Source organism: Kiritimatiellia bacterium, assembly GCA_026417735.1.
In the GTDB taxonomy this organism is placed as follows: Bacteria; Verrucomicrobiota; Kiritimatiellia; order PWTM01; family PWTM01; genus CAACVY01.
On the sequence record JAOACR010000003.1, the window covers coordinates 238,995 to 264,071 of the forward strand.

The 25,077-nt window shown below is 65.5% G+C and carries 22 protein-coding genes and 1 pseudogene; 9 read left to right on the plus strand and 14 right to left on the minus strand.

What is annotated here, in order from left to right; translation table 11 throughout:
* The first annotated feature begins 69 nt into the window (after positions 1-69).
* From N2652_01160 to N2652_01170, 3 genes are read left to right on the plus strand one after another with little or no spacing between them, the layout of a single operon-like run.
* The gene (locus N2652_01160) at positions 70-474 is read left to right on the plus strand and encodes a response regulator (GenBank protein MCX7817818.1); all 405 of its coding nucleotides are present in this window, start codon (positions 70-72) and stop codon (positions 472-474) included.
* The gene (locus tag N2652_01165) at positions 467-1,342 is read left to right on the plus strand and encodes a hypothetical protein (protein ID MCX7817819.1); all 876 of its coding nucleotides are present in this window, start codon (positions 467-469) and stop codon (positions 1,340-1,342) included. Before N2652_01160 ends, N2652_01165 begins: the two co-directional genes overlap by 8 nt.
* Before the next feature lie 9 nt (positions 1,343-1,351).
* A complete protein-coding gene (locus N2652_01170) occupies positions 1,352-2,215 on the plus strand; it encodes an AAA family ATPase (protein ID MCX7817820.1) in 864 nt (287 codons plus the stop codon).
* Between the two features lie 578 nt (positions 2,216-2,793).
* Here N2652_01170 and N2652_01175 read toward each other — a convergent pair.
* The 3 genes from N2652_01175 to N2652_01185 all read right to left on the minus strand — a co-directional run bounded on the left by N2652_01175 (position 2,794) and on the right by N2652_01185 (position 5,592).
* Positions 2,794-3,114: an RNA-binding protein gene (locus tag N2652_01175; protein MCX7817821.1), complete on the minus strand. Its 321-nt coding sequence runs from the start codon at positions 3,112-3,114 to the stop codon at positions 2,794-2,796.
* 229 nt (positions 3,115-3,343) lie between these two features.
* Positions 3,344-4,342, minus strand: a complete 999-nt coding sequence (locus N2652_01180) for a pyridoxal-phosphate dependent enzyme (GenBank protein ID MCX7817822.1) — start codon at positions 4,340-4,342, stop codon at positions 3,344-3,346.
* A gap of 131 nt (positions 4,343-4,473) precedes the next feature.
* Positions 4,474-5,592: a lactonase family protein gene (locus N2652_01185; protein MCX7817823.1), complete on the minus strand. Its 1,119-nt coding sequence runs from the start codon at positions 5,590-5,592 to the stop codon at positions 4,474-4,476.
* 589 nt (positions 5,593-6,181) lie between these two features.
* On the opposite strand from N2652_01185, the gene N2652_01190 reads away from it, so the two are divergent.
* Genes N2652_01190 through xth form a run of 4 tightly spaced genes read left to right on the plus strand, consistent with a single transcriptional unit; the run spans position 6,182 to position 10,895 of the window.
* Positions 6,182-6,940 (plus strand): sugar phosphate isomerase/epimerase, encoded by a 759-nt coding sequence (locus N2652_01190; GenBank protein ID MCX7817824.1) that lies wholly within the window; start codon positions 6,182-6,184, stop codon positions 6,938-6,940.
* Positions 6,941-6,988: 48 nt separating this feature from the next.
* Positions 6,989-9,373, plus strand: a complete 2,385-nt coding sequence (lon, locus tag N2652_01195; protein MCX7817825.1) for an endopeptidase La — start codon at positions 6,989-6,991, stop codon at positions 9,371-9,373.
* The gene (locus tag N2652_01200; GenBank protein ID MCX7817826.1) at positions 9,370-10,125 is read left to right on the plus strand and encodes an outer membrane lipoprotein-sorting protein; all 756 of its coding nucleotides are present in this window, start codon (positions 9,370-9,372) and stop codon (positions 10,123-10,125) included. The genes lon and N2652_01200 overlap by 4 nt, the downstream gene beginning before the upstream one ends.
* On the plus strand, positions 10,122-10,895 hold the full coding sequence (gene xth / locus N2652_01205) for an exodeoxyribonuclease III (protein ID MCX7817827.1): 774 nt from the start codon (positions 10,122-10,124) through the stop codon (positions 10,893-10,895). The genes N2652_01200 and xth overlap by 4 nt, the downstream gene beginning before the upstream one ends.
* A gap of 100 nt (positions 10,896-10,995) precedes the next feature.
* Here the strand turns inward: xth and N2652_01210 are convergent, their stop codons facing one another.
* Positions 10,996-11,751 (minus strand): hypothetical protein, encoded by a 756-nt coding sequence (locus N2652_01210; protein ID MCX7817828.1) that lies wholly within the window; start codon positions 11,749-11,751, stop codon positions 10,996-10,998.
* Positions 11,748-13,868, minus strand: coding sequence for a hypothetical protein (locus N2652_01215; GenBank protein ID MCX7817829.1), 2,121 nt, complete (start codon positions 13,866-13,868; stop codon positions 11,748-11,750). Before N2652_01215 ends, N2652_01210 begins: the two co-directional genes overlap by 4 nt.
* Positions 13,869-14,041: 173 nt before the next feature.
* Here N2652_01215 and zwf point away from each other — a divergent pair, with 173 nt between their 5' ends.
* Positions 14,042-15,610, plus strand: coding sequence for a glucose-6-phosphate dehydrogenase (gene zwf / locus N2652_01220; GenBank protein MCX7817830.1), 1,569 nt, complete (start codon positions 14,042-14,044; stop codon positions 15,608-15,610).
* A gap of 187 nt (positions 15,611-15,797) precedes the next feature.
* Here the strand turns inward: zwf and N2652_01225 are convergent, their stop codons facing one another.
* From N2652_01225 to N2652_01255, 7 genes are all read right to left on the minus strand, one after another.
* A complete protein-coding gene (locus N2652_01225; protein MCX7817831.1) occupies positions 15,798-16,007 on the minus strand; it encodes a hypothetical protein in 210 nt (69 codons plus the stop codon).
* A gap of 327 nt (positions 16,008-16,334) precedes the next feature.
* On the minus strand, positions 16,335-16,997 hold the full coding sequence (locus tag N2652_01230; GenBank protein ID MCX7817832.1) for an SOS response-associated peptidase: 663 nt from the start codon (positions 16,995-16,997) through the stop codon (positions 16,335-16,337).
* A gap of 31 nt (positions 16,998-17,028) precedes the next feature.
* Positions 17,029-17,499, minus strand: coding sequence for a phosphatidylglycerophosphatase A (locus tag N2652_01235; protein MCX7817833.1), 471 nt, complete (start codon positions 17,497-17,499; stop codon positions 17,029-17,031).
* A gap of 13 nt (positions 17,500-17,512) precedes the next feature.
* Complete coding sequence (locus N2652_01240) at positions 17,513-18,397, minus strand: lysophospholipid acyltransferase family protein (protein ID MCX7817834.1); 885 nt, start codon at positions 18,395-18,397, stop codon at positions 17,513-17,515.
* Positions 18,398-18,449: 52 nt separating this feature from the next.
* The gene (locus N2652_01245) at positions 18,450-20,954 is read right to left on the minus strand and encodes an ATP-dependent Clp protease ATP-binding subunit (GenBank protein MCX7817835.1); all 2,505 of its coding nucleotides are present in this window, start codon (positions 20,952-20,954) and stop codon (positions 18,450-18,452) included.
* Positions 20,951-21,958 carry a protein arginine kinase gene (locus N2652_01250; GenBank protein ID MCX7817836.1) on the minus strand — a complete coding sequence of 336 codons (1,008 nt, stop codon included), beginning with the start codon at positions 21,956-21,958 and terminating at the stop codon, positions 20,951-20,953. Before N2652_01250 ends, N2652_01245 begins: the two co-directional genes overlap by 4 nt.
* Positions 21,959-22,023: 65 nt before the next feature.
* On the minus strand, positions 22,024-22,164 hold the full coding sequence (locus N2652_01255) for a UvrB/UvrC motif-containing protein (GenBank protein MCX7817837.1): 141 nt from the start codon (positions 22,162-22,164) through the stop codon (positions 22,024-22,026).
* On the opposite strand from N2652_01255, the pseudogene N2652_01260 reads away from it, so the two are divergent.
* Positions 22,134-22,238 (plus strand): annotated as a pseudogene (locus N2652_01260) (regulator). The gene N2652_01255 and the pseudogene N2652_01260 sit on opposite strands and share 31 nt — an antisense overlap.
* 333 nt (positions 22,239-22,571) lie before the next feature.
* Here the strand turns inward: N2652_01260 and ilvE are convergent.
* Together ilvE and N2652_01270 are read right to left on the minus strand one after the other, a co-directional pair.
* Entirely contained in the window at positions 22,572-23,483 is a 912-nt protein-coding gene (ilvE, locus tag N2652_01265) for a branched-chain-amino-acid transaminase (protein ID MCX7817838.1), read from the minus strand.
* 154 nt (positions 23,484-23,637) lie between these two features.
* The gene (locus N2652_01270; protein ID MCX7817839.1) at positions 23,638-25,026 is read right to left on the minus strand and encodes an OFA family MFS transporter; all 1,389 of its coding nucleotides are present in this window, start codon (positions 25,024-25,026) and stop codon (positions 23,638-23,640) included.
* Positions 25,027-25,077: the final 51 nt, after the last annotated feature.

Consider the following 25,077-nt stretch of genomic DNA (forward strand, 5'->3'; position numbering starts at 1 on the left):
GTTCTTGCTTGCTCTTGCGCCGTGGTGTCGTAGTATGGTCCGTGCCAGTGGGGCGAAGGGCAGGTGCCGATGCCGAAAATCTTGATTGTGGATGATGATCCGGGAGTTCTGGGCTTCCTCCAACGCGTCCTGAACTCCACAGGGTGTGAAATCGTTTCGGCATCAGCGGCGGACGCTGCGCTCAAAGCGATCGTGGATCCGGAAATTCAATTGGTAATCTCCGACGTATACATGCCCGGCGAACCTCACGGTATTGAGTTCATCCGGCGTTTGATTACGCTGCGCCCCGACTGCCCCTTGGTCGCCATCTCGGGCTATCCCAATCCGGCATTCGTCGAGGAATGCCGTCGGCTTGGCGTACGAGATTTTCTGACAAAACCGTTCGAAATGGGCTTTGTCCGCGAAGTGGTCCGCCGGTGGCTCAACAGCCCTGTACCCGGAAAAGGCGGAGGAGACGAGAGCGAACGTGCATAAGGAGCTGACAGGCGTCGAATTCTTCGACACCGCCACCGGCGGAGTGTACGCTGGACGTTGCTGGCTGCTCTGCGGACCAACCGGCTCCGGAAAATCGGCGATTTCTTTGCAATTCCTCGCGCAGGGCATCCGATCAGGACAGCGCGCCCTGCTGCTCTCCTCACGTCCCGCCGCCGACTCGGCGATCTGGGCGGCGGCCTACGGTTCTGACGTCGAGGCCGCGATCGAAAGCGGTGAACTCACCTTGCTGGAATACAGCCACTACGTGCCGGGACGGAACAGCGAGTCGAGCCTCATGCTGCCCAGCGAAGGGTTCTTGGAGCTTCAGGACATCATTGAGACGCAGGCCGTCCGCCGGATGGCAATCGATACCATCGTCCCATGGGTTGCCGCCGCCCAACCGGAGCTGGTCGCCGAACACGTGTTTTCGTTCGTTCGTGCCTTCGAACGCCTTCGCTGCACCACGTTGCTCACCCTCCCCCGCCCCGTCTCCCCCGCCGCGTGCCGGATCAAAAACGCATTGGATGATGTTGTTCCGATCTCGGTCACGCTCTCACTGGACCCGCGCAGCGGCCAGCGGACGTGGACCACTTCCAAATACCTCGGTGCCAGCCGAGGGACTCCCCCGACTGCGTATGTGTTGGTGGCGGGTCGCGGAGCCGTCGAGGGAGTCGAACCGGAGCCTCCCCCCGCCGCTGAGGTCGCCGCTCCAGCCGCAACGGCTCCGGCCGAGGCCCCCGCCGCCCCCGCCATCTCGCCGTCTCCATCGCCGCGTGTGCGGTTCTCCCAAGTGGTGCTCGGCGAGCAAGGCAAACCTGAAACGGGGCCATCGCGCGGTTTTCGCTTCGGAATCACGTTGGGCAAATGAGAGGGTGCAATGTACCTGTCGCACTGGAATCTGCGCGAGGAGCCCTTTCAGAACGTTGCTGACCCGCGTTTTGCCTATCTCTCCGACCAACACCAGGAGGGTTTGGCTCGCCTGATCTATATCGTACAAGGCCGCAAACTTGGCGGCGTACTGGTCGGACCGTACGGCGTCGGCAAGTCCATGATTCTGGAGCTTCTTGCCCGGCATGTCGAAAGCCAGGGCACCTCGAAAATGGTCCGACTGGACGTGCCGCCAGGCGGCGTCGACACACTGGCTCGCCAGATCGGCCGTGCGCTGATCCCATCAATGTCGTTTGCGGATGTGGCGGCCGTGCTCGATGCGGTGCGCGAGCTCGTCGTCGCCACTCGGCCACCGTTCGTGCACACTGTGCTCGCGATCGACGAGGCACAGTTGATTCGGGATTCCGCTTCCCTGGATTTCCTTCATCTGCTGACCAATATCCGGCTGCCTTCCACCACGGGACGAACCGAGTCCGCCGCATTCACCATCATCCTTGCCGGTCACGATCAACTCGTCGCCAGCATCTTCCGCGAAGCAGCTCTCCGTCAGCGACTCTCCATGATCTGGCATCTCCAGCCCCTCAATGAACGTCAGGTGATCGAGTACGTGGAATTCCGGATGCGCGCGGCCGGGGGCGACATCTGGGTGTTTGATGAAGACGCCCTGCGGGAGGTCGCGCTGGCCTCCGGAGGAATCCCGCGCGTCATCAACAATCTCTGTGACGTTGCGTTGATGATGGGATACGTGATGAAGGCGACGAAGATCACCCGGCAAATCGTGCACCAGGCCGTCGCCGAGGCCGGCATCGAGCGTTCCGTGACATCGGCGGTCGGCGCCGGAGAGCCCGCCTGATGAGCTGGGATCCGGCCGCTCTTACCATCACCGGTCTGATCGCGACGGTCCTGAGTCTCGTGTTCGCGGCAGCCGCCCACGCCACGACCACGCGGCGCGCGAGAGAACGCGAAAACCTTCGACGCCTCCTCGACGCTCGTGAGCAGGGCAACGTTCAGTCGCCCCCGCCAGAAGCCTCACCCACCCCGAGCGCGGCGGTGGCCACCACCGCCCCCTCGCAACCGACTGGCTTTCGTCCCGGCCCCGCCGCCCCCGCGGCGGCCGCCCCTCCCGTGATCCCGGCGTCCACCGAGGCTCCGGCGCCTCGTCGGGCCCCGAATTCGCCAATCACCCAGTTCAAACGCTACGCCATCGCTCCCAGGTCCCTGCAGCCCCCGCCCCCCGGCAACGCTTCCGCTCAGAATCCCAACGAACTGATCTGGGAGTGAATGTGCGGCCCAGCTGAAGCACTCCGCTTTCACATGCAAAGCGGTGCGGGTGATGCCGGGACCAAGGCCTCCTGCGCCGTTTTGGGGATGCGTAGTAACAAAAAGCGCGGGCGCCCACACGGGCGCCCGCACCATCTTGATCGTCTTCCGTTAAAACCGGCGCCCGCGGCCGCGCTCAAACCGCCCACCGCCACCGCCGAAATCACCGCGCGGCCCGCGCTCTTCACGCGGACGCGCCTCGTTCACGGTCAGGGCACGCCCGCCCAGCCGATAGCCGTTGCAGTCGGCGATCGCACGTGACGCCTCGTCATCCGACGCCATCTGCACAAACGCGAACCCGCGCGATCGCCCGCTGAACTTGTCGAGCACGATCTCGCAGCTCACCACCTGCCCGGACTTCTCGAACAGGCTGCGCAGCTCGTCCTCCGTGGTGTCGAAGGACAGATTCCCCACGAACAGTCGTGTGGCCATGTTGTGTTCTCTTTCTTCCCGCCGGCAACGCGGACGCCTCAGTGGCTGTTCCCGAGTCTTTCGGGTTTCGGACTGTCACCGAGGCACGAACACCGGCCAGGTGGGCAATCTACCAACCGAACTGCTGCTACGATCCGCATGCAAGCACAGCCAGGATACATCATTCCGAACACAATGCAACTCCGTCACGGTCGCGACGCATGCGGGTCGAGACAGCACTCTTCAGGGATCACATTACCGGTGTCTTCAGCGCGTGCGCGGTCAGAATCCCCACCACGGGATCTCGCCACCCACCCCCCTCCAGACCGCGCTCGATCGCCCGCCAAACCACCGCCGAGGTCGTCTCGACGCCGAAGCCACGCAAGCCCAGCTCCGCGCGACCGGCACGAATGTCCGGCTCGTCGACCACCGCCAGCTCAACCTCCCCCCGCCGCGCCAGCCCGAGCAGTTCCGCCGTCCGGACCGGTCGCTCCACGCAAATCCCCTCCGCGCAGGTCCGGCCCGCCACCTCCGCTCCCGCCACACCGGATGAGTGCGCCAACGGTGCGCAACACCTCGCCTGCACGCCGACCAAACGAGGCAGGCGGGTTGCTTCACCACCCACGATCTCCATGAATCCCAGGTGTAATCCCAGTAGAAGCCCCCCCTGCCCCACCGGCGCCACCACGGTGCCGGGCAGTGTGTCCAACTGCTCAACCAGTTCGAAGGCGATCGTTGCATACCCCGCGATCTGGAACGGCTGATACGCGTGACTCGCATATGCCACGCCGCTCTCCGCCTCCGCAATTGCGGCGGCGGCCGCCGCCGCTCTTGACCCCTGCACACGGATCAACTGCGCGCCATGCAGCGCAATCTGAAACACCTTTGTGCCCGAGGCACCTTCCGGCACATACACCCTCGCGCGAATACCCGCTCGCGCCGCATACGCGGCAAGCGCCACGCCTGCATTGCCGGAAGAATCCTCGACCACCTCGCGAAGGTTCCTGCAGAGGGTTGCCGCTGCGAGCACCGCCGCACCACGATCCTTGAACGATCCGGTGGGGTTCTGCCCCTCGACCTTCAGCGCCACCTCCGCCCCGCCGGCGGTGCGCGCCCAACACAGCGCCGTTCCCCCTTCTCCCAACGATACCCGCCTCAGCGCGTCCGAAGGTACCCCCAGCCACTGCGCCCACCGTGCCAGACCCGGCGCCTTCCTTTCCGGCAGCGGCGCCCGACCGCACGGCAACACGCAAAACAACCCGCCGCACTGCTCGCACCGCCACGGCAGCGCGTCCGATGGATACGGCGCGCCGCAACCTCCACATGCATGGCGGGCTCCTGACCCCTTCGCGCCGCGCGACGCCCTCACATCCCGCCCTATCAGAGCCACAGCACGCACACCGGCGCCGGCACCGAGATCTCGCTTGTTGGCTCACCAAGTGCACCCGTCCCCTCATCCAACGGAAACACCACCACGTTGTCGGTGTCCTGATTCGCCACCACGAGCCACCGCCCCGAGGCGTCCACCCCGAAATGTCGTGGTGTCCGGCCTCTTGTGGCGGTGTGACCCATCAGTGCCGGCCGTCCACTTGCGTCCAGGCGAAACCTCGAAATGCTGTCATGGCCCCGGTTGGAGGTGTAGAGCCACTCCGCTCTGGGGTGAATCGAAATCTCCGCGGCGGTGCTGACGCCTTGAAACTCCGGCGGAAGAGCGCAGACCGTCTCCCTCGCCGTCAGCACTCCACGTTCCGCATCCCATTCGTACGCCGTCACCGAGGATGTCAGCTCGTTCACGGAATATGCCCACCGGCCATTCCGATGCAGCGCGAAATGGCGAGGACCGGATCCGGACGGCGGCCGACCGGTGGCCGTTGCGGATGGTTTCAGCCCAGCGTCCGTCACCCGATAACCGAAAACGGCATCGGCCCCCAGATCTGGTATCCAGCACCAATCGCCCCGCTGGTCGAATGTCACCCCGTGCGCATGCGGTCCCTGCTGCCGACGCGTGTTCGGCCCACAGCCTTCGTGCTGGATGCGCTGCCGTCGCGCACCCGGCCGCCCCTCCGAATCGAGCGGGAACACCGCGACACTCCCATCCGCATAGTTGGCCACCACCAGCCAGCGTCCCCGAGGATCCACCGCCAAATGACATGGCACGGGCCCCTCCGTGGGACGCACAACGAGCAGGTCCAGCCCACCATCTGCCCGCCAAGCGTATGCGGCTACCGCGCCTTCCGCTCGCCCCTCGTACCGGTTCAGCTCATACACCGCATAAACCACCGGCCGGCTCGGATGCCGCGCCAGAAACGACGCGTTCGTCGCCGCGGCGACCGGGCGGGGAACGCTCAGACGCCCCGCGGCAGGGTCAAACTCGGCCGAATAAATTCCTTCGCTGCCGCGCCGTGAATACGTCCCAATCAGAACATGCCCGGCTGCCGCCACACCGGCCGTCATCGCCGCGGCGGAAATCACCATCACCCGCTGATGGATGTGCCACATGTGATCCCCCGCTTATTCCGTCAGCCCCATCATAAGCCCCGTGCGCCAAATCACCAGCCAAAGGCCACCAACTTCCCATTGGTCGCGGTCACCGGCCATCGAACAATCGCCTCCATTGACCATCGCATCGCGCGGCGAACCCAACGCCCATTTCTCACCAGCATGACCGCCAATCCGTGAAAACCAGATGGTTCCCGTTGCGCCCCCTGGGATCCGCACTTCTGGTGCGATCGGCTAGCGTCGCATCGCCAGCAACCGACCACCGCCACGGCGCCGGTACCCCCTCGTCGCCGATCCACACGGTACGCACCGGCGCCCGTCCGCTGCGACCCACCCGATGCCGGCAGACGCGCAGGTCCCGAACGGCTTGATTGCGTCCGCGTTCGGTCCTACAAGGCGCCTCTGCAGCCGCCGCTCAAAAAGAGTCATCGCAATGACACCGCACGCAGGTGAAGTCCCGCGACCCGCGGGGGGAAACGAGCCGACGAGAGGAGCTCGCCAGCACCTCCACGCCCCAGCCGTCCGCTCGCTGATCACACTGGCCCTCCTGGGGACCGCATGTGCCTCTGCCGGACGCGACCTCTTCGCGATGGACACCGGCTTCCAGGTGCCGGGCATGAACGAAATCGAGCAGCTAGAACTTGTGCGCAGCCTCGGCTTCGCCGGCGTGACCTGGTCACTCGGCGATCCGGAGCGTCTGCGCCGCGTCGGCGAGCACGCCGAGCGCATCGGCTTGCGACTGATCGCCGTGTACACGGTTGCGCAACTGAAACGGGACGCGCTGGTTCCCGACCCACGAGTGGATGGCGTGCTTGCCGCGATGCGCGGGCTCGCACCGCGTCTCTGGCTCGCGATTCAAAGCAGCGACTTCGCCCGATCTTCGGAAGCTGGAGACGAGCCGGCCGTGGATGGGCTTCGCCGGCTGGCGGACCGCGCCGCTGCCGCCGGGGTCACGATCTCGCTCTACCATCACAGTGGCTATTGGATGGAACGAATTGAACATGCCGTGCGACTCGCCCGCAAAACGGCGCGGCCCAACGTCGTCGTAACGTTCAATCTGGCCCACTGGCTCAAGACGGACGGTCGCAACCTGGCCGAGCACCTCGACGAGGCGATGCCGCTGCTGGACTCAGTTACCATCAACGGCGCGACCGTCACCAACGACACTTCCTGGGCCAACCTCATCCAGCCCCTCCACCGGGGCACGTTCGACTGGGCCGCCGTTGTCCGTGAACTTGACCGGAGAGGCTTCCGGGGCCCGATCTGTCTTCAGCTATGGGGCATCGGCGGGTTGAAACAGGACAATCTGCGGAACTCGATCGCGGCCTGGCGAGCGGCGTTTCCCTGATGCCGGGCTGGGTCGCTCCGCGCCTCGTCCCTCCGTAGAATGCTCCTTATGAACACGCGCGCGATGGGCCATTCGTCCAGCCCGCCGCCACCGGGCACTCAAAGCCGCGGGACGGTGCTCCCTGCCGTCCCCATCCTGCCGCTCAACGACGTCGTTCTTTTCCCTGCGATGATTGCGCCGTTGTTGATCAACACGGCCCGTTCCAAACGCCTGGCAGAGTTCGTCTCCGCTGGCGATCGTCTGTTCGCCGGCGTGCTGCAGCGGCAGGGAGACCTGCCCGACGACCAGGTGGGCCCTGAGCAGCTGCACGATGTGGGGTGTTTCGCCCGGGTCTTGCGCATGCTCCGGTTCCCCGACGACACCGTCCGGATGCTCGTGCAGGGCGAACGCCGCTGTCGACTCGGCCCGTGGGAGCGCACCGGCGATCCGTTCCTCCGTGCCGACGTGATGCTGTTGGATGACATAGTGGAAAGCGGTCCGGAACTCGCAGCGCTCGCGCGTACCGCGTCGCATCAGTTCATGGAAGTGATCAGTCTCTCGCCGGTGCTGCCGGAGGAGCTCAAAATTGCGTTGTTCAACACCGAAGATCCGGCCCGCCTCTCCGACCTCATCGCGGCCAACCTGCCGATGCCGATCAGCGAGCGCCAGGCGTTGCTCGCCGAGCTCTCCGTCCGAACGCGGCTCGAACGGATCCTGGTGTTGCTGAACCGGGAACGCGAAGTCTTGCAGCTCGGCAGAAAAATTCAGGCGCGTGTTTCAGAGACGTTTTCGAAGACGCAGCGCGAACACGTGCTGCGCGAACAGCTCCGCCAAATCCGGGCGGAACTCGGCGAAACGGAGTCCACCGTTTCGGACATCGAGCGGCTGCGCGAACGGCTTCGCGAGGCCAAACTCCCGCCGGAGGCGTCCAGCGCGGCGGAGGCAGAACTGGAACGGCTCGCGGTGCTGCCACCCGCCTCACCCGAGTACGGTGTCGCCCGCACCTATCTGGACTGGCTCGCTTCGCTGCCATGGTCGGTTGAGACGACAGACCGCCTCGATCTGCGCGCGGCCGGTCGCGTACTCTCGTCCCGCCACTACGGACTCGACAAGGTCCGCGAACGTATCCTCGAATTTCTCGCGGTGTTGCGGCTGAAGCGCGACCTCGCCGGTCCCATTCTCTGCTTCGTAGGGCCTCCCGGCGTCGGCAAGACTTCACTGGGCCAGGCCATCGCCGACGCGATGGGACGCCGGTTTGTCCGGCTCTCGCTGGGTGGCCTGCAGGATGAGGCCGAAATCCGCGGCCATCGGCGCACCTATGTTGGCGCGCTACCCGGTCGCATCCTGCAGAGCATCCGACGCGCCGGCAGCCGCAATCCGGTGTTCATGCTGGACGAATTGGACAAAATCGGCCGCGACTTTCGCGGCGACCCGGCCGCAGCGCTCCTCGAAGTGCTCGACCCGGAACAGAACCGCCAGTTCCGCGACCACTACCTCGATGTCGCCTTCGACCTCTCCCACGTGCTGTTCATCACCACTGCAAACGTGCTCGATCCGGTCCCCGCGGCGCTGCGTGACCGTCTCGAAGTGATCGAGCTGCCGGGCTACACCCCTCGCGAAAAACTCGAGATCGCACGGCGCCACCTGCTGCCCCGACAGATAGAGCAACACGGCCTTCGCCCCCATCAGCTCGAGGTCCCGGATGAGGCGATCGATACGATCATCCGCCGCTACACCCGCGAAGCCGGCGTGCGGCAACTCGACCGTCATCTGGCCGCGCTGTGCCGCAAGGCCGCCCGATCGATCGTCGCGCGCCCCCGCGCGCGCTTCTGCGCACGCGCCCACCGCCTCCGGCGCTGGCTCGGTCCACCGCGTATTCCTGATGCGGGTCGGGATCTGAACCCCCCGCCAGGTCTCGCGCAGGGGCTCGCCTGGACGCCGGAAGGCGGCGACATCCTCACGATCGAAGTCGCCACAATGCACGGCCAGGGTCGCCGCATTCTTACCGGGCTCCTCGGCGACGTATTGAAGGAATCTGCTGAAACCGCCGTATCGCTCGTGCGCGCCCGTTCGGAAGCCTGGGACCTTCCCGCCGACTTTACCGAACATCACGATCTGCATATTCATGTCCCCGCGGGCGCGGTCCCCAAGGATGGCCCCTCCGCCGGCCTGGCCATCGCGGTCGCGCTGGTCTCGCTGTTGAGACGCCAACCCGTCCCCTCCGACTGCGCGATGACCGGCGAAATCACGTTGCGCGGGCGCGTGCTGCCGGTCGGTGGCATCCGGGAAAAAGTTCTCGCGGCTGCGCGCGGCGGCATCCGACGTGTGATTCTGCCCGCCGCCAACCGCGACGATCTCGCTGAGGTGCCGCTCGAGGTCCGCCGCCAGCTCCAACTGATCCGCGTCCGCGACGTGGACGCCGCGCTCGCGGTCATTTTCGGAGATGACTCATGATGATCCGGCGGTTCGGCCCCGCCGTGCTCGCCGCCGCCGTGCTGAACGTCGGCGCCCAGGAGTCCAACGTCGAGCCCGCCATTCCACCTCCGCCCTCCGTCGCGGACTTGATGGCCCGGGTGCGCGACACGTTCCCCCACGGAGCTTGGCACATCAACGGCGAATTGCTGATCCGCGATAACCGCGGCGAACCCGTGCGAACGCTCCTCGCCGATATCCGGCTCGACCTGCGGGGACATCCTCCCTCAGGTCGCGTGCGGATCGCGGACGCGTTCGGCGCGGAGCTGGCGGCTGTACAGGCGCAGCTCGAACCGGACGGCACCGTCACGCTGCGCGAAGAAGCGCCGGAACACGCGCTGAGCCGCGCCGTTCCGCCCGACGCCACCGTGCTCGACACCGGACTGCAGTGGTCCGACTTCCTGTTCGATTTTCTATGGTGGAACCGCGGTCGCGTGCTCGGCATGGAAATGAAGCGGGCACGCGAGTGCTGGGTCGCCGAGCTGCTGCCGCCGGCCCCCGGCCGCTTTGCCTCGGTGCGCGTGTGGGTGGACGCCCGCGAACATCTCCTGCTTCAGGCGGAAGGACGCGAACCGGGCGGCCGCGTACTTCGCCGGTTCTCCGTAAAAAGTGTGCGAAAGATCAACGACCGCTGGGTGATCGAGGACGTCGACTTCGAATTGCCCGCGCAGCCGGCTCGTATCACCCTTCGTGTCCGCGAAAGCCGCGCACTGCCGAGAGAGGTACCTCCATGAAGATCGCCACCTTCAATGTGAACTCCATCCGATCGCGCATGCCTGTGCTCGTGCGCTGGCTTTCCCTTGCGGGACCCGACGTGCTCTGCCTGCAGGAAACGAAAGTCCGCGACGAAGAGTTCCCCTGCCGCGAGCTCGAGCAGCTTGGCTACCACGTTGCCTTCCGCGGCGAGAAAGCCTGGAACGGTGTCGCGATTCTCTCCCGAAGTCCGCCGGACGAGGTTGAATTCGGCCTCCCCATCGGAACTCCCCCCGATCAGACCCGCATCATGCGCGCCCGGTTTCGCGATCTGTGGGTCGTGAACACATATGTGCCGCAGGGACGAGAAATCAGCGACCCACATTACCAGTATAAACTTCAATGGTTCGCGCGCCTCCGGGAGTTCTGGGCATCACGGTTTCGGCCCGACCGGGACCGCGTGCTCTGGGTTGGCGACATGAACGTTGCGATCGAACCGGAAGACGTGCATGCCCCCGACCAATACACCGATCACGTCTGCTTTCACATTGACGCCCGTCGCGCGCTGGCCGCCTGTCGGGACTGGGGTTTCATCGACGTCTATCGGCGCTTTCACCCCGAGCCGGGCCGGTATTCCTTCTTCGACTACCGCACTCCGAACGCCGTTCGGCGCGGATTGGGCTGGCGGTTGGACTACATCTTCGCCACGGCGCCCGTCGCGGACGAGGCGAAAGATGCGTGGATTGATCTCGAACCCCGCACGTGGGAGAAACCCTCCGATCACGCTCCCGTTGTCGCGGTGTTTCCGTGACCATGCGGTGACCAAGATTCCGAACGCCCTGCCGCCGCATCAGCCGCGCGCAACGGCTCTGTGGGCTGGAACAGCCGACCCAGCGCCGCCGTGGCTCGCCTCACGGTGCACCGGCTGAAACTCGGACTCTCCAGAAAGCGGCAGCCGTCGGCACCGAGTCCGTCACGGTGAGCAGAAGGCCCGAACCGACCACCGGCCCGCTCACGTCGCTCCATCTGCCGGGCGCAAGGCCGTGGCTACGTTGCAGACGGTAGACGATCCCAGGGGATGCCCGCCACGTCACCAGCGCGCGACCTCCCGATATGCGGACGTCCGCACATCGGAGATGGTCACCGGCCTGCCGCGGGTCCGTCCCCAGCACGCGCACCTCCGTGCCGTCATCGAATCCGTCGCCGTCGGTGTCCGGACGCAGCGCATTCGTGCCGAGTTCCCCCTCCTCGAGGTCGGTGAGAACATCGTTGTCGTCGTCCTCATCCACCACGTTGTTCAGACCGTCGTTGTCCGTGTCGTAAGGCAGAGCGTCTATCGCGTTCGCCCAACCATCGTCATCCAGATCGGGATCCTCGTCATCCGGCTGGCCGTCGCCGTCGGTGTCCCAGGCGGGTCGGATGGCCAGAATGCCCCACGCCACCTCCACTCCAGCCCCCGTTGCGCTTTCGCCGATCCCCCCTTCCTGCCCCAACACCGCCAGCACCTGGCAGTTACCCGCTCCGGAGGGAATCGGAGTTGACGACATCGCCACCGTCGCCTGCTCGATCGCATAGGCCCCACCCTGTTGCACCGCACCGAACGCACGGCCCACCCAGCAGGCGACAGCCGCGAAACACAGGAGGCAGAACAATCGCCGATCGCTCATGGCACGTAGTTCCCGTAGCCCAAACTGGTCGCCGGGGCGATGGTCACCCCTGCTCCCATGTTCGTGCTCAACACCGAGTTGAGCAGGCGAACCTGCCCACCCAAAGCGCTTTCCAGCGCGATCGAAGCTCCCGCGCCGGGCGCGCTGAGGTAGCAATTGACGACTGTCGGCACCGGCGCCGGGTTGCCGGCCAGCAGCAACGCCGGCGTCGACGCCGGGCTCAAGCGCATCAACTGGCAGGCGTGGAACTGGGTGTTCGGCTCCGCAGCGGTGCGCCGAACTTCCACCGGCAACCCGTTCATCGTCACCAACGTCGCGTTCATCGCCGCCAGCACACCTCCCTCCACAAGCACCGCGCGCCTCCCGCCCATCGCACCGCCGCCCGCGACGTACACCGTCGGCCCGCTTGTCCCCTCCGCGACACAGCGGATCCCCACGGCGCTAGCGCCCGGTCCCTGGCCCTCCGTCCACGACCCGATCAGCACCATTTCCGTGCCCGCTTCCGCGAGAAGGCCCACACCGTCGCTCTCCTCCGACCCAGCGATCATTTCACTGTGCATGGCGCTGCCCTTCGCCCCCAGCCTCAACCACAGTCCCCGGCTGCCGCCATCCACCGACACCCCCCGCAGCGCCACCTCGCTGCCAATGCTCGCCTCAATCCCGATGCTTCCGCGGATCACACTGCCCACGCAGCGGAGCTCCGCACCCGACAACCTCACCCCGCGCACGTCGACCGCGTCAGTCGTTTCCGCAATCTCGCTCCCCTGGACCTCCACTTGCAGAGCCCACACCGCATTCGCGTTCGCCGCCTCCATCACCGCCGCGCCCGCCCCCAGTTGAGCCCCGCGGATCCGGCTGTCACTCACCACAAACCTCGCTTGAAGGTGCGGAGGAGCGAACAGCGATACCGCGGGCACCCCGATAGATTCCACCACGCATTCCTCAAGCCGCGTCTCATTCCAGGTGGGCGCACCCCCCACCAGCACCGCCGGCCCATTCGTCGCGGCAGCAGAAATCGTGCACAGGCGCAACACTGTGTTGCACAGAGAGTTCGATTTCGTGACACCACCGCGCAGCTCCGAGTTCACCACCTCCAACCCCCCCGACATCGCCGCATTCTCGACACACACCGCTCGCCCGGAGTTCCCTTGCATCGTCGAACCCGAAAGGCGCACAACCGCCGAGCCCGTTAACCGCAGCGCAGCCCCACCGCCGCCCGAAACTTCCATCCGGCTTTCCCTCGCCAAAAGAACTGCGCCCCCACCCACCCGCAGCGCATCTCCGACACCCGACTCCCACCGCACCCTGCTTGCCGACACCACCGTGCCGGTCTCGCCGAGCACCATCGCCGTGAAACCACCGGCCCCGGCGAACACGCAGTCTGCCAGCTCTACCGACACGTTCGTTCCGCCACCTGAATCCGTCGCCGCCGGCGCACCCTCAATGCGGAGGTTCGAGATCCGACCACTGCGCAGAATCAGCGCCGGTCCAGCCGCCCGCCGGATCGTCACACTACCCTCGTCAAACCCCCGGATCACCACCCAGCGGTTCGACGGCATCACCACCGGTTCGGACAGTTCGTAAAACCCCGGCGCCACCCAGACGGTGTGAATCCACGGACTGTCCGCCACCACCCTCATCGCCGCGGCGAGGCCGCTGACATCTCCCCGCCCTCCCTCATCCACCACCAACATCGCACCGGTATCCAACAACGACCAGTCCGGCACCTTCAGCACCACGTCCGGACTCAGCAGTTGAGCTGAGCTCGCGTTGGTCGAGAACCAAGTGCGGAGCCGGATCGGTGGCACGTGCAGCGAAGGCGCAGGAATCGCCACGGTCATCCCTGGGACGTTCGTGTCGCCCAAAAACACTTGGAACAACCCACGGTTCACGGGCAGCGCCACCCACCCCGCCGGCGGCGCCCCAGGCGGCGAGCCATCATGTGACCAAAACTGAACTCCTTGCCCGTCGACCAGCGCGAATTTGAAATAGCCCGTCCCCGTGTACGCCGCACCGTGAACGGTCACCACCCCCTGATAGCTGATCACCGGAGATCCCAACGTCACCCGCCCCACCAGCAATGCCATTCCAAGCAGCCCAAGCATTCGAGTGCGCATCGCATGACCTCCCGGAACCGGTCCCTCTGCGGAGAAATTTTTTTGAGCCGACTGCGCTCGATTGTCAAGCAGACCGCATCGCGTTCATGCCCGCAACGAAGCGGTTGACGCGCCCCGCCGCACCGCTACAGTAGGCGCGCGGCCGCGCCAGCCCGTGGCCGCCACGACATACCATGAGCGATCCGGCCCGCGACACTGCCGCACCCTCGCTGAGCGCCCGGGATCCCTTCACCCTCGTGATCTTCGGCGCCACCGGTGACCTCACGCTCAGAAAACTCATCCCGGCACTCTGTTCGCTGCACGCCCGCCAACTGCTGCCCCCCGAGTACGCCATCATCGGCTTTGCCCGCCGCTCCTATACCGATGAGTCGTTCCGCAACTGGATGGCCGAAGCCATCCCGCGATTCGCCCCCCGCCCTTTGCCCCCCACCGCGATCGCGGACTTTCTGCGACACGTCTACTACCATCTCGGCGATGTCGAATCCGACCCGCAGGCATTCGCCTCGCTGCGGGAGAGGTTGCAACGCACGCCCCCGTTTCCGCGAAACCACCTGTTCTATCTTTCGGTGAAAGCCGATCTGTTTGAGGTGATCATTCGCGCGCTGAGTGAACACAACCTGATCCGGACGCCGTTCGATCCGCTCTGGAGCCGCGTGGTGATCGAAAAACCGTTCGGCCGTGATCTGGCAACCGCCCGTTCGCTGAATCGGATGTCGCTCACCTATCTCGACGAGTCCCAGATCTACCGCATCGATCACTATCTCGGAAAGGAAACTGTTCAGAACATTCTCTCGTTCCGGTTTGCGAACGCGATCTTCGACCCCCTCTTCAACCGGCAGTACGTGGACCACGTACAGATCACCGCCGCGGAGACCGTCGGCATGGAAAGCGGCCGCGGAGCCTTCTACGACGCAACCGGCGTCGTGCGCGACATGGTCCAGAATCACCTGCTGCAGCTGCTCTGCCTCGTCGCGATGGAACCGCCCGCACGCATGAGCGCCGACGCGATCCGCAACGAAAAGGTGAAAGTGCTGCAGTCCATCGTGCCGATCTCGCCGGGCTGCGTCGATAGCGTCGCGGTGCGCGGGCAGTACGTCGGGGGAACGATCAACGGCATGCCCGTGCCGGCCTATCGAGACGAGGAACGCATCGCGCCGAATTCCAACACGCCGACCTTCGCCGCACTGCGGCTCGACATTGCGAGTTGGCGCTGGAGCGGCGTTCCGTTCTACTTGCGAACCGGCAAGCGGCTGGCTCGGCGGGTCACCGAAATCGTGGTGCAGTTCCGGGTCCCCCCCCTCCAACTCTTCGAAACCGTCGAGTGTGTTGGCGACGTGTGCGACCTGACTCATGCGCGACCGAACCGGCTGATCTTTCGCATTCAACCGGCGGAAGGCATCGCGCTGCGGTTCTCCGCGAAGCGACCGGGCCTCCACGTCCATGTCGAAGATGTGGTGATGGACTTCCTCTACTCCGAAAAGTGGCCGGGCACTCTGCCGGATGCCTATGAGCGATTGTTGCTCGACGCCATCCGCGGCGACTCCACGCTGTTCACTCGCTCCGACGAAGTCGAAGCACAGTGGCGCGTCGTCGATCCCATCCTCCACGCCTGGGAAGCGCTGGATAGCGGCGCACCGCTCTACTTCTATCCCGCCGGCAGCTGGGGGCCGCGAGAAGCCGCCTCGATCTTCGCGAACTACGATACCGACTGGCACACACCTTCGCCAGACGGCCCCCCCTGACCCGCGCACCGCCGGCGCGTTGGTGCCATCTTAACACCGCTCTCGGCCTCTCCTCCAACGGGTGCCGTCAAAGGCCCACCGCCATAAAACGCTTGTCTGGCGTGGACACTCTGGTAATGCCTCACCAAAAAAACCCCCCCGGCGGGAACCGCCAGGGGGGTCTGGGCTGGGGAGGGACTGAGGGAGGTTACCGTCTCAAAAGCCACTCACGCACAATTTGATGGAATCGCGGATCCGACGCCAGCCCGGCCACCAACAGGCTGAACGATGCGAATATCAGATAGACCGACCAGTGATGACGTCGCGCAGCCGGCACAACCACCGGCCCACGCGCTGCGGTCAACGCTTCAGAACAGACCGCGGCGTACTCAGCCCGTCGCTGTTGTATCGTCTGCATGGTCCAGCCCTCATTCATCCTCCCTTTGATGGAGCAAGGGCCGTGCCAAGGTCACACGCAGCGACGAGATCGCTCAGTGCGATCCTGGCATGGTCTCATCCTTTTGTGGTCCATAATCCGTAAGATGCTTTCAGAATGAGAATTACAGCGTAGATGGATTTTTCGGGGCAAAGGAAGATTCTTCTCCGTTTTGCAAAGTCCATAATGAAAAAAATGAAAACGCGCGGATAGGCTCCGACGAGTAACGCGCAAACGCACGGATGCCGGAACGTGGCCACCCTGCCGGCTTGAAGTAGGAGCCCGGCTCAAAAAAAGTCCGCGTCGCGGTCAGTACCCGACAGGCTGAATGCAGGTGGCGTCATCATAGCGGGGGTTGTTCACCCGCCGGGAGACCTCCCAACATCGGAGCAAATCCGCAGGAAACGGTTCGCACCAATCAACCGATTGAACAAGGGCCCCACCCTCGCCCTCGAGCCATTCGCCGAGCCGCTCCTCCCTGAGGATCGCGGGCATTCGGTTATGAATCCGACCTACCAGTTCGTTCGGGCAGGTGGTCGCAATCACAAAACCAACCTCCTCGCCAGACGTAGTCGGGCTCCAAAACCCGGCAAACAACATCGGCCGGCCGTCCCGCCTCGAAAAGTAGTAAGGGGTCCGCACACCGCCACGGTCACACCATTCGTAAAAGCCGCTGGCGGGAATCGCACAGCGGCGCTCTGAAAGCCACAGCCCGACAGGTCGCCCTTCGATCACGCTTTCCGCGCGTACATTGATGAGGAGCGGCTGGCCCGCGACTGAACGCCGGCCGGGAATGCCCCACCGTGCCGAAATCAGACGACGGCGCTTGTCCACTGAGACTGCCACCGGCGCGAGCTGACCGGGTGCAATGTTGTAGCGGTGCGGAAGTTCCACCTCCACCGCGCCGCCATCGATGCCCAGAACCGATGCGATCTCTTCTTTTCTCAGTACAAGGCTGTACCGACCACACATCTTTCTGCCAGCGACTCTTCGCACAATAGAGCTAGAAGAGATAGTACATGATCGTTCGGTAGAAACCGTGTGTGCAGGCAAGCGCGTACAGCGCGGCGACGACATCGTCGAGCACGACCCCCCACCCCCCCGCGAGCCGCTCACACGCCCGGGCCGGCCAGGGCTTCAACACATCGAAGAAGCGGAACGCAAAAAATGCGATCACCACCACCCACCACGTGTCCAAGCCTACGGGAAGGCCGACCATTGCAAGCGGGAACGAAAGAAACTCGTCCGCGATGATCCGCCGATCGTCCTTGCGCCCCAGTTGTCGCTCCGCGGCGCCACAAAGAGCCACGCCAAGCAGCGGCAACAAAAGAGCCACGGCGACCGACGCCCACAAGCGACCTGTCAGGCGCGGCCACACCCCCGCCACCAGCAGCACCCCGGGCAGTGTCCCGAATGTGCCGGGCATCCATGGGATCCGCCCGAGTCCGAGGCCCGACGCCAACCACTCCGCCACCCCCCAAGGTCGTTCAAACCGGGTCACGGTCTTCGTCCAAGGGCTGCGTCCGCCAGCGCCGGTGCAACCAGATCCACTGTTCCGGCCGCTTTCGAATTTCCTCTTCAATCACGCGCGTGTATGCCTGGGTCGCCGCGCGCAGCGACTCGCGATCCCGACCGCGCGGTGGATCGAGGGCCGGCAACACCCGCACACAGTGGCGCCCCCCCGCCTCCCGCACAATAAACACGGGCAGAACCGGCGCCCCCGTGTAGGCCGCGAGCACCGCGAGTCCCACCGTCGTGCACGCCGGCCGGCCAAAAAACTCCACGAACACGCCCTCGTCCCGCGTCATGTTCTGGTCCAGCATGAAACCGAGAAAACGTCCCGCGCGCGTCGCGCGGATGCAATCCCGCATCGACTCGCGCGGCGGCAACACCTCAACGCCGAACGCCCCCCACCGCCGCCGCACCCATTCGTCCACCGCCGCGTTTCGCATCCGTTTCGCAACGATCGTCAGCGGAAAACCGATCGCCGGAGCTGCGCAACACAGCAGATCGAAGTTGCCGAGGTGCGCGGTCAAAATCAGCCCCCCATTCCCCGCCTCCCTCGCCCGCGCCGCGTGCTCGAGGCCCTCGATGCGAATGCGATCGCGAACGAATCCGACAATGCGATCGGGTGAAAGCCACAGCGACTCCGCCGCGCTCATTCCAAGATGCCGGAACATGTCCCGCACGATCCGCCGTGCCGCGCTCCCGTCCCCCCCACCGAGGCTGCGACGCCCCGCCGCCTCCGCTTCGGCGCGCCGCCGCCACACCCCATGCCACCAGACCGCACCGATGCGTTCACCCCACCACAGGGCGCTGTCGTACGAACGACGACGAATCCACCGCTCAACCCCGCGAAGCGCGCAGATCACCGCCGACGACGCCCCTCCCCTCCCCGACCCTCTGCGGAGCGCCGCCGCATCGTCAACCGGCGGCGGTGCCGGCCGGCTGCGAGAACATGAGATGATCACCCTCCACCCGCACCTCGATCGCTTCGCCCTGCACCCCGCCTTTCAAGATGTACTCGGCCAGCGGGTCTTCCAGGTACCGCTCAATCGCGCGTCGCATCGGCCGGGCACCAAACTGGGGATTGAATCCCTTCTCGATCAGAAACTCGCGAGCCGCCGGCGTCACGCGCAGCTGAATCCGCCGCGCCGCCACCCGCTCGTGCACCTTCGCCAGCTCCAGATCCAGTATCCGCACGATGTCCTCGCGCCCGAGCGGCCGGAACACGATGATCTCATCAATCCGGTTCAGCAGTTCCGGCTTGAACACATGACGCGCCTCGTCCAGCATCCGCTGCTTCAGCGACTCGTAACTCTCCTCCGCACTCCCCTTCCCGAAGCCGAGCGCACCACCTTTGCGGATGAACTCCGCCCCCAGATTCGAGGTCAGGATGATGATCGTGTTCTTGAACGACACCATCCGCCCCAACCCATCGGTCAGCTTCCCCTCTTCGAGAATCTGTAACAGCATGTGCATCACGTCCGGATGGGCCTTCTCGACCTCGTCGAAGAGCACGATCGAATAGGGCCGTCGCCGGACCTTTTCTGTCAGTTGTCCGCCCTCCTCGTAACCCACGTAGCCGGGCGGCGAGCCGACCAGCCGGGACGAGCTGAACTTCTCCATGTACTCGGACATGTCGATCTGAATCAGCGCGTCCGCGTCGTTGAACATGAACTCCGCCAACGCCTTCGCCAAGAGCGTCTTCCCCACCCCCGTCGGCCCAAGAAACGCAAATGATCCAATCGGCCGGCGCGGATCCTTCAAATCGGCCCGCGAACGGCGAAGCGCTTTCGCGACCGCGGCGACTGCCTCGCTCTGTCCCACCACCCGCCGCTCCAGCTCCGCCTCCATCCGGAGCAGGCGGGCCATGTCTTCCTCCTCCATCCGCGCAACCGGGATGCCGGTCCACTTCGCAATCACGTTCAGAATGTCGTCTGCACCCACCGGCACGATCGTCTCGTCCCGCGTACGCCGCCACGCGGCGATCGCACTGTCGAGCTCCTCGCGACACCGACGCTCCTCGTCGCGCCGCCGCGCCGCCTCCTCGAAGTCCTGCCGCGCGATCGCCGACTCCTTCGCCCGCCGCGCTTCCTCGATCCGCTGCTCCAGCGCCTTCAGCTCGGGCGGCCGCGTCATCGTGCGGATCCTCGCCCGCGCGCCCGCCTCGTCCATCACGTCAATCGCTTTGTCCGGCAAAAAGCGGTCGGTCAAATACCGTGCGGACAGCTCCGCAGCGAGACGCACCGCGTCGTCGGAAAACTTCGCGTGGTGGTGGCGCTCATAGCGCGGCCGCAATCCCTCAAGGATCTGCACCGTCTCCTCCACCGTCGGCTCCCGCACCATCACGATCTGGAACCGACGCTCGAGCGCAGCATCCTTCTCGACGAACTTCCGGTACTCCGCAAGCGTCGTCGCCCCGATGCACTGGATCTCGCCGCGGGAAAGCGCCGGCTTGATGATGTTCGCCGCGTCCATCGCGCCCTCCGCGGAGCCGGCGCCGACCAACATGTGCATCTCGTCGATAAATAGGATCACGTTCTTCAGGCGGCGGATTTCATCCATCACCGCCTTCAGCCGCTCCTCAAACTGCCCACGGTACTTCGTCCCCGCCACCATCAGCGCCAGGTCCAGCGTGATCACCCGCTTGTCCCGCAACAGCTCCGGAACGTCGCCGGCCGCAATCGCCTGGGCGAGTCCCTCCACAATCGCGGTCTTGCCAACCCCCGCTTCGCCGATCAACACCGGGTTGTTCTTCGTGCGGCGGCATAGGATTTGGATCACCCGCTCGATCTCTGCCGCACGACCGATCACCGGGTCCAGCGCGTCCTTCGCCGCCAGTTCCGTCAGGTCCCGACCGAACGTGCTCAGCGCCGGCGTTTTGCCCGACTTGCGCGTGCTCGTTGCGCCACCCGGCGCGCCGAACGGGTCCGAGGCCTCTGCCGCCTCCTCCTCCGACGAGTCCGCGTTGGCAGCCGGTCCCGGTTCGTAGTCCGGATCCAGCTCCTTCATGATCGCGATGCGGGTCTTCTCGAGGTCAATGTTCAAATTCTTCAGGATTTGCGCCGCGGCTCCCTCCCCTTCGCGCAGCAGCCCCAGCAAAATGTGCTCAGTTCCCAGGTAGGAGTGGTTCAGCGCGCGGGCCTCGCTCGCAGCCAGCGCCAACACTTTCTTCACCCGCGGCGTAAAGGGGATGTTGCCAATGGTCTTCGTCTCCGGCCCCACCCCCACCGCCTTCTCGACCTCCATCCGCAGCGTCTGCAGGTCCACCCCCATTTTCTGGAGCACGGACACGGCAACGCCCTGCCCCAGCGCCACCAGCCCTAGCAGCAAGTGCTCGGTGCCGACGTAGCCATGGTTGAACCGCTCCGCCTCCTGCTGGGCGAGCCGCAGAACTTGTTGCGCTCTCGGTGTAAAGTTGTTCATTTTTTCGTCGTTTTGCGACGCCGATGGGGTGGGTTCAGCCACCCACGGATCAGACTCGCCCGGAACTCGTCGCGTTCACGACCATCCAGCTGCCGGCCCGCCATGAACTGGACGTGTCCCGGCTGCACCCACAGCAGCATTCGGTCAACCTCGACGTGTTCCGGCGTTTCCAATATACCCGTCTCCAAACCGAGCCGCAATGCGGAGAGGTGCGCGAGCGCCTCGCGCGCGTTCAACAGATGCGCGTTCGCGAGAATTCCCAGTGCGCGGCCCACGTGGTCCCTCAACGCCACTTCGCGGGTCTTCAGCAGCCGGCGCCGCGCGTTGCGCTCATGCTCAATCAGCTCTCGCACCACCATGTTGAGCCGCCCAATCAACACCTCTTCGCGCTCCCCCAGCGTCACTTGGTTCGAGATCTGGTACATGTGGCCCACCGCCTCAGTCCCCTCTCCCCACAGCCCGCGCACCGCCATTCCGATCATCTGCACGCCCCGAACTACCTGGGACATTTCTTCCAGCAATCCCAGACCCGGCAAATGCAACATGACGCTGGCGCGCAGGCCGCTGCCCACATTCGTCGGGCAGGCCGTCAGGTATCCCCATCGCTCGGAAAACGCGATCGGCACGCACTCCTCCACCGCCTCGTCCAGCGCGATCATCCGCGACCACACCTCCTCCAGGCACAGCCCCCGCCCAAGCGCCTGTAACCGCAGGTGATCCTCCTCGTTGACCATCACCGAGAGCGTGTGGTCCGTCCGCACCACCAGGCCGCTGCCTCGACTGCGCATCGCAAACTCGCGGCTCGCCAGATGGCGCTCCACCAGAATCTGCCGATGCAGCGGCGCCAGTTTTTCTCCCCCCGCCGCCATGCACGGCCGCAACACTTCGAGTGCCGTTAGCTGCGAGCGCAGCTGCTCCCAGATCTCTTCGCAGAGACGCTCCCCCGCCCGCTCCGGAAACGGCCGGCCCACCAGGTTTCGCGCCAGCCGGATCCGGCTGCTCACCGCGATTTCTCCGCCGCCAATCCAGCCCTCCCCGCTCGGCTCGTGCTTCAAAAATTCTTCAACCGTCACGTCGCGTCCCTTCGGCGGTCCGGCGCCGGAGCGCTGCCCCGCAAAGCGGCGATTCGATCGCGCAGCCGCGCGGCGTCCTCATATCGCTCCTCCGCCACCGCACGCTCCAGCTCGCGCTGAAGTTCCGCCACATCCACCCCCGCCCCCGTCTCCCTCCCGGCGCCGTTCGAGCCCCGAGCCCGCGGCCGCCGCCCCACGTGCCGGTCCGCCCGATGCATCTGCCGGATCAGCTCCTCCAGCTCGCTCTCAAAAGTCACATAGCAGTCCGGGCACCCCAGCCGGCCCATCGCCTTGAAGTCCCCCAACGACGCACCGCACGTCGAACAACACCGGGGCGGCGCCGGCGGCGGGACGTTCTCCTCACCGGCGGGAGGCGACGCCGAAACCCCCAGCCCGAACAGCAGCTCGCTCAGCGAAGAGGGATCCTCCGGACTGAAACCGCTCTTCCGCGCACAGTCTTCGCACAAGTGTACGCTGAGCACCCGCCCCTCCATCACCTGGGTCAGATGCACCCTCGCCTCGGCGGCGCGGCACTTGTCGCACTTCACCGCGTCCCCCTCCGCCGCCGCGCCGCCGGCCGCGAGCTGGTGCCGATCGGCGTGCCGGTGCTGCGCGCATACGCGGCGAACTCCGCAGCCAGCCGGCGCGTGACCGGTCCCGGACGGCCATCGCCGATGGTGCGGCGATCGATCGTGGTGACGCCAATGATTTCCGCCGCTGTACCGGTCAGAAACACCTCGTCCGCAACGTAAAGGTCGTACCGGGTGAGCACATCCTCGCGCACCTCGTAGCCCAGCCCCGCGGCCAGCCGCATCACCGCGTCCCGCGTGATCCCTTTCAGCGCACCGCACCATGTCGGCGGGGTACGCAACGTCCGGCCCTGCACCGTGAACACGTTGTCGCCCGACGCCTCCGCGACATAGCCCTGCGCGTTGAGCAGGATGCACTCCATCACCCCGGAGTTGATCGCCTCGATCTTCGCGAGCACGTTGTTGAGGTAGTTCAGGCTCTTGATCCGCGGATTCACCGCCTCGGGCAAATTGCGGTGCGTGCCGACCGTCACCACCGCCATTCCCTTCTCGTAGAGTTCGGCCGGATAAAGCTGGATCGTTCCCGCAATGATGATCACCTGTGCCTGCCGGCAGTGGTACGGATTCAGCCCGAGCGTCCCCACCCCCCGCGTCACCACCAGCCGGATGTACCCGTCGCGGACGCGATTGGCCCGGCAGGTCGCCAGCACCGCCTCCACCATCGCCTCGCGACTCATCGGGATCGTCAGCGCAATCGCCTTCGCAGAGTTCCACAGGCGCTCGAGGTGCTCGTCCAACAGAAACACCCGCCCGTTGTACGCCCGAATGCCCTCGAACACGCCGTCGCCGTACAGCAGCCCGTGATCGAACACCGAGATCTTTGCGTCGCGCTCATTGTACAGCCGGCCGTTGATCCACACGCGCATCATGTGCGGGCTCCAGTTCTCTGAAGGGCGCGCGGCGCCCCGATCGGTCGGATCATACACAAGCAGCCGCCCCGCGCAACGCGACCGGCCCCGCATCCAATCCTTGGACGCTCCATCCGCCGGCGCATCCAACCGTTGGATCGAACCGCCGTCGTTACGCCGGCGCCGGCCGCTCCGGCTTGCGCACCGCCAGCATCAGCAGCCCGGCCAGCACGCACGCAACCCCGGCCGTCAAAAACGCCGCGCGATAGTCACCCACCGCGAACGTCTTGTCCGGCGCCGCGAGGCCCGCCTTCGAGAAGTACGGCACCTGCGCGACCACCTTCATCAGGCGCGCCGCCAGCCACGGCCCCGCGAGCCCCCCCACTCCGTACGCGGAGAACATCCAGCCGTAGTTCACCCCGATGTGCTTCGTCCCAAAGAAGTCCGCGGTCACCGCCGGATACATTGCCAGAAAACCGCCAAAACACAGCCCGATCACGCAAACGCCCAGCAAATACAGCGGATAGCTCCGCATCCAGTCCAGCGCCAGCATGCCGCCCGCGCAAATGAAAAACATCGCCACCAACGAGGGGCGGCGGCCGATCACGTCAGAAATCTTGCCCCAGAGAATCCGCCCGAGCGAGTTGAAGACCGCTAGAATCGAGACCGCCATCGCACCCGCGGTCCCGATCGCCTTGAAGTCCTCCGCTGACACCGGCGGCGTCAGGGCACCGATCCGAAATGACTGCCAGATCGGTGAGGCCTTCATGATCACCATCAACCCCGCCGCGCATCCGGCCAGGTAGGTCAGCCACAACAGCCAAAACACCGGCGTGCACAGCATTTCCCGCGGTCCGAAATCCGCCTTCGGCGCCGCGCCGGCCGCCGCCGCCGGCGGCGTCCATCCGGCCGGCACATAGCCCGGCGGCGGGTTCCGAAGCAGCTGCGCGCCGGCGACCACCGCCACCAAGAAGATCACGCCCAGCGCCAGAAACGTCCGGAACACCCCCAGTTCCGGCAGGCCGAACAGATCCACATTGAACAGGTTGTACGGTGTGCCGCCAATCAGACCGCGCGCGAGCGGTGCAAAGAAAAATGCCCCCGCACCAAATCCCGCCACCGCCAGCCCGGTGATCAGCCCGCGCTTGTCCGGAAACCACTTTACGCAGGTCGCGATCGGGCACACGTACCCGGCCCCGATCCCCGCCCCGCCCAGCACCGCATAGGTCAGCAGCAGCCAGTACAATGCCGCGCGATCCGCAAACCGGTTGGTGAAACTCGCCAGAATCAACCCCACACCCAAAATCAGCCCCCCCGCAGTCGCGACCACCCGCGGCCCGAGGCGGTCCTGAATCCGGCCGCCAAAAATCACCGCCAGCGCAAACACCGCCAACACGATCTGCGCCGGCAACGTCACCTGCGTCTCCGTCCACGAGGGAAACGCCGCCTTCAGCGGCGTCTGAAACACGCTCCAAATGTACACCGCGCCCAGGCTCACCTGGATCACCAGCGCGCCGACCACCACCCACCACCGGTTAAATCCCCGACCCGTCTCGCTCATTCGAATTCCTCTCCTCTGCGCACGAACACCGGCCGGGCGGGTTTCCACCGC

What these genes read in the sequence shown, in the direction of transcription:
- N2652_01210 (MCX7817828.1), bottom strand. Translation starts at nt 11,751, where the DNA reads ATGAGCGATCGGCGATTGTTCTGCCTCCTGTGTTTCGCGGCTGTCGCC.
- xth (MCX7817827.1), top strand. Translation starts at nt 10,122, where the DNA reads ATGAAGATCGCCACCTTCAATGTGAACTCCATCCGATCGCGCATGCCT.
- N2652_01230 (MCX7817832.1), bottom strand. Translation starts at nt 16,997, where the DNA reads ATGTGTGGTCGGTACAGCCTTGTACTGAGAAAAGAAGAGATCGCATCG.
- N2652_01175 (MCX7817821.1), bottom strand. Translation starts at nt 3,114, where the DNA reads ATGGCCACACGACTGTTCGTGGGGAATCTGTCCTTCGACACCACGGAG.
- N2652_01215 (MCX7817829.1), bottom strand. Translation starts at nt 13,868, where the DNA reads ATGCGCACTCGAATGCTTGGGCTGCTTGGAATGGCATTGCTGGTGGGG.
- ilvE (MCX7817838.1), bottom strand. Translation starts at nt 23,483, where the DNA reads ATGCGCGTGTGGATCAACGGCCGGCTGTACAATGAGCGCGACGCAAAG.
- N2652_01245 (MCX7817835.1), bottom strand. Translation starts at nt 20,954, where the DNA reads ATGAACAACTTTACACCGAGAGCGCAACAAGTTCTGCGGCTCGCCCAG.
- zwf (MCX7817830.1), top strand. Translation starts at nt 14,042, where the DNA reads ATGAGCGATCCGGCCCGCGACACTGCCGCACCCTCGCTGAGCGCCCGG.
- N2652_01185 (MCX7817823.1), bottom strand. Translation starts at nt 5,592, where the DNA reads ATGTGGCACATCCATCAGCGGGTGATGGTGATTTCCGCCGCGGCGATG.
- N2652_01270 (MCX7817839.1), bottom strand. Translation starts at nt 25,026, where the DNA reads ATGAGCGAGACGGGTCGGGGATTTAACCGGTGGTGGGTGGTGGTCGGC.
- N2652_01225 (MCX7817831.1), bottom strand. Translation starts at nt 16,007, where the DNA reads ATGCAGACGATACAACAGCGACGGGCTGAGTACGCCGCGGTCTGTTCT.
- N2652_01160 (MCX7817818.1), top strand. Translation starts at nt 70, where the DNA reads ATGCCGAAAATCTTGATTGTGGATGATGATCCGGGAGTTCTGGGCTTC.
- N2652_01170 (MCX7817820.1), top strand. Translation starts at nt 1,352, where the DNA reads ATGTACCTGTCGCACTGGAATCTGCGCGAGGAGCCCTTTCAGAACGTT.
- N2652_01200 (MCX7817826.1), top strand. Translation starts at nt 9,370, where the DNA reads ATGATGATCCGGCGGTTCGGCCCCGCCGTGCTCGCCGCCGCCGTGCTG.
- N2652_01190 (MCX7817824.1), top strand. Translation starts at nt 6,182, where the DNA reads ATGGACACCGGCTTCCAGGTGCCGGGCATGAACGAAATCGAGCAGCTA.
- lon (MCX7817825.1), top strand. Translation starts at nt 6,989, where the DNA reads ATGAACACGCGCGCGATGGGCCATTCGTCCAGCCCGCCGCCACCGGGC.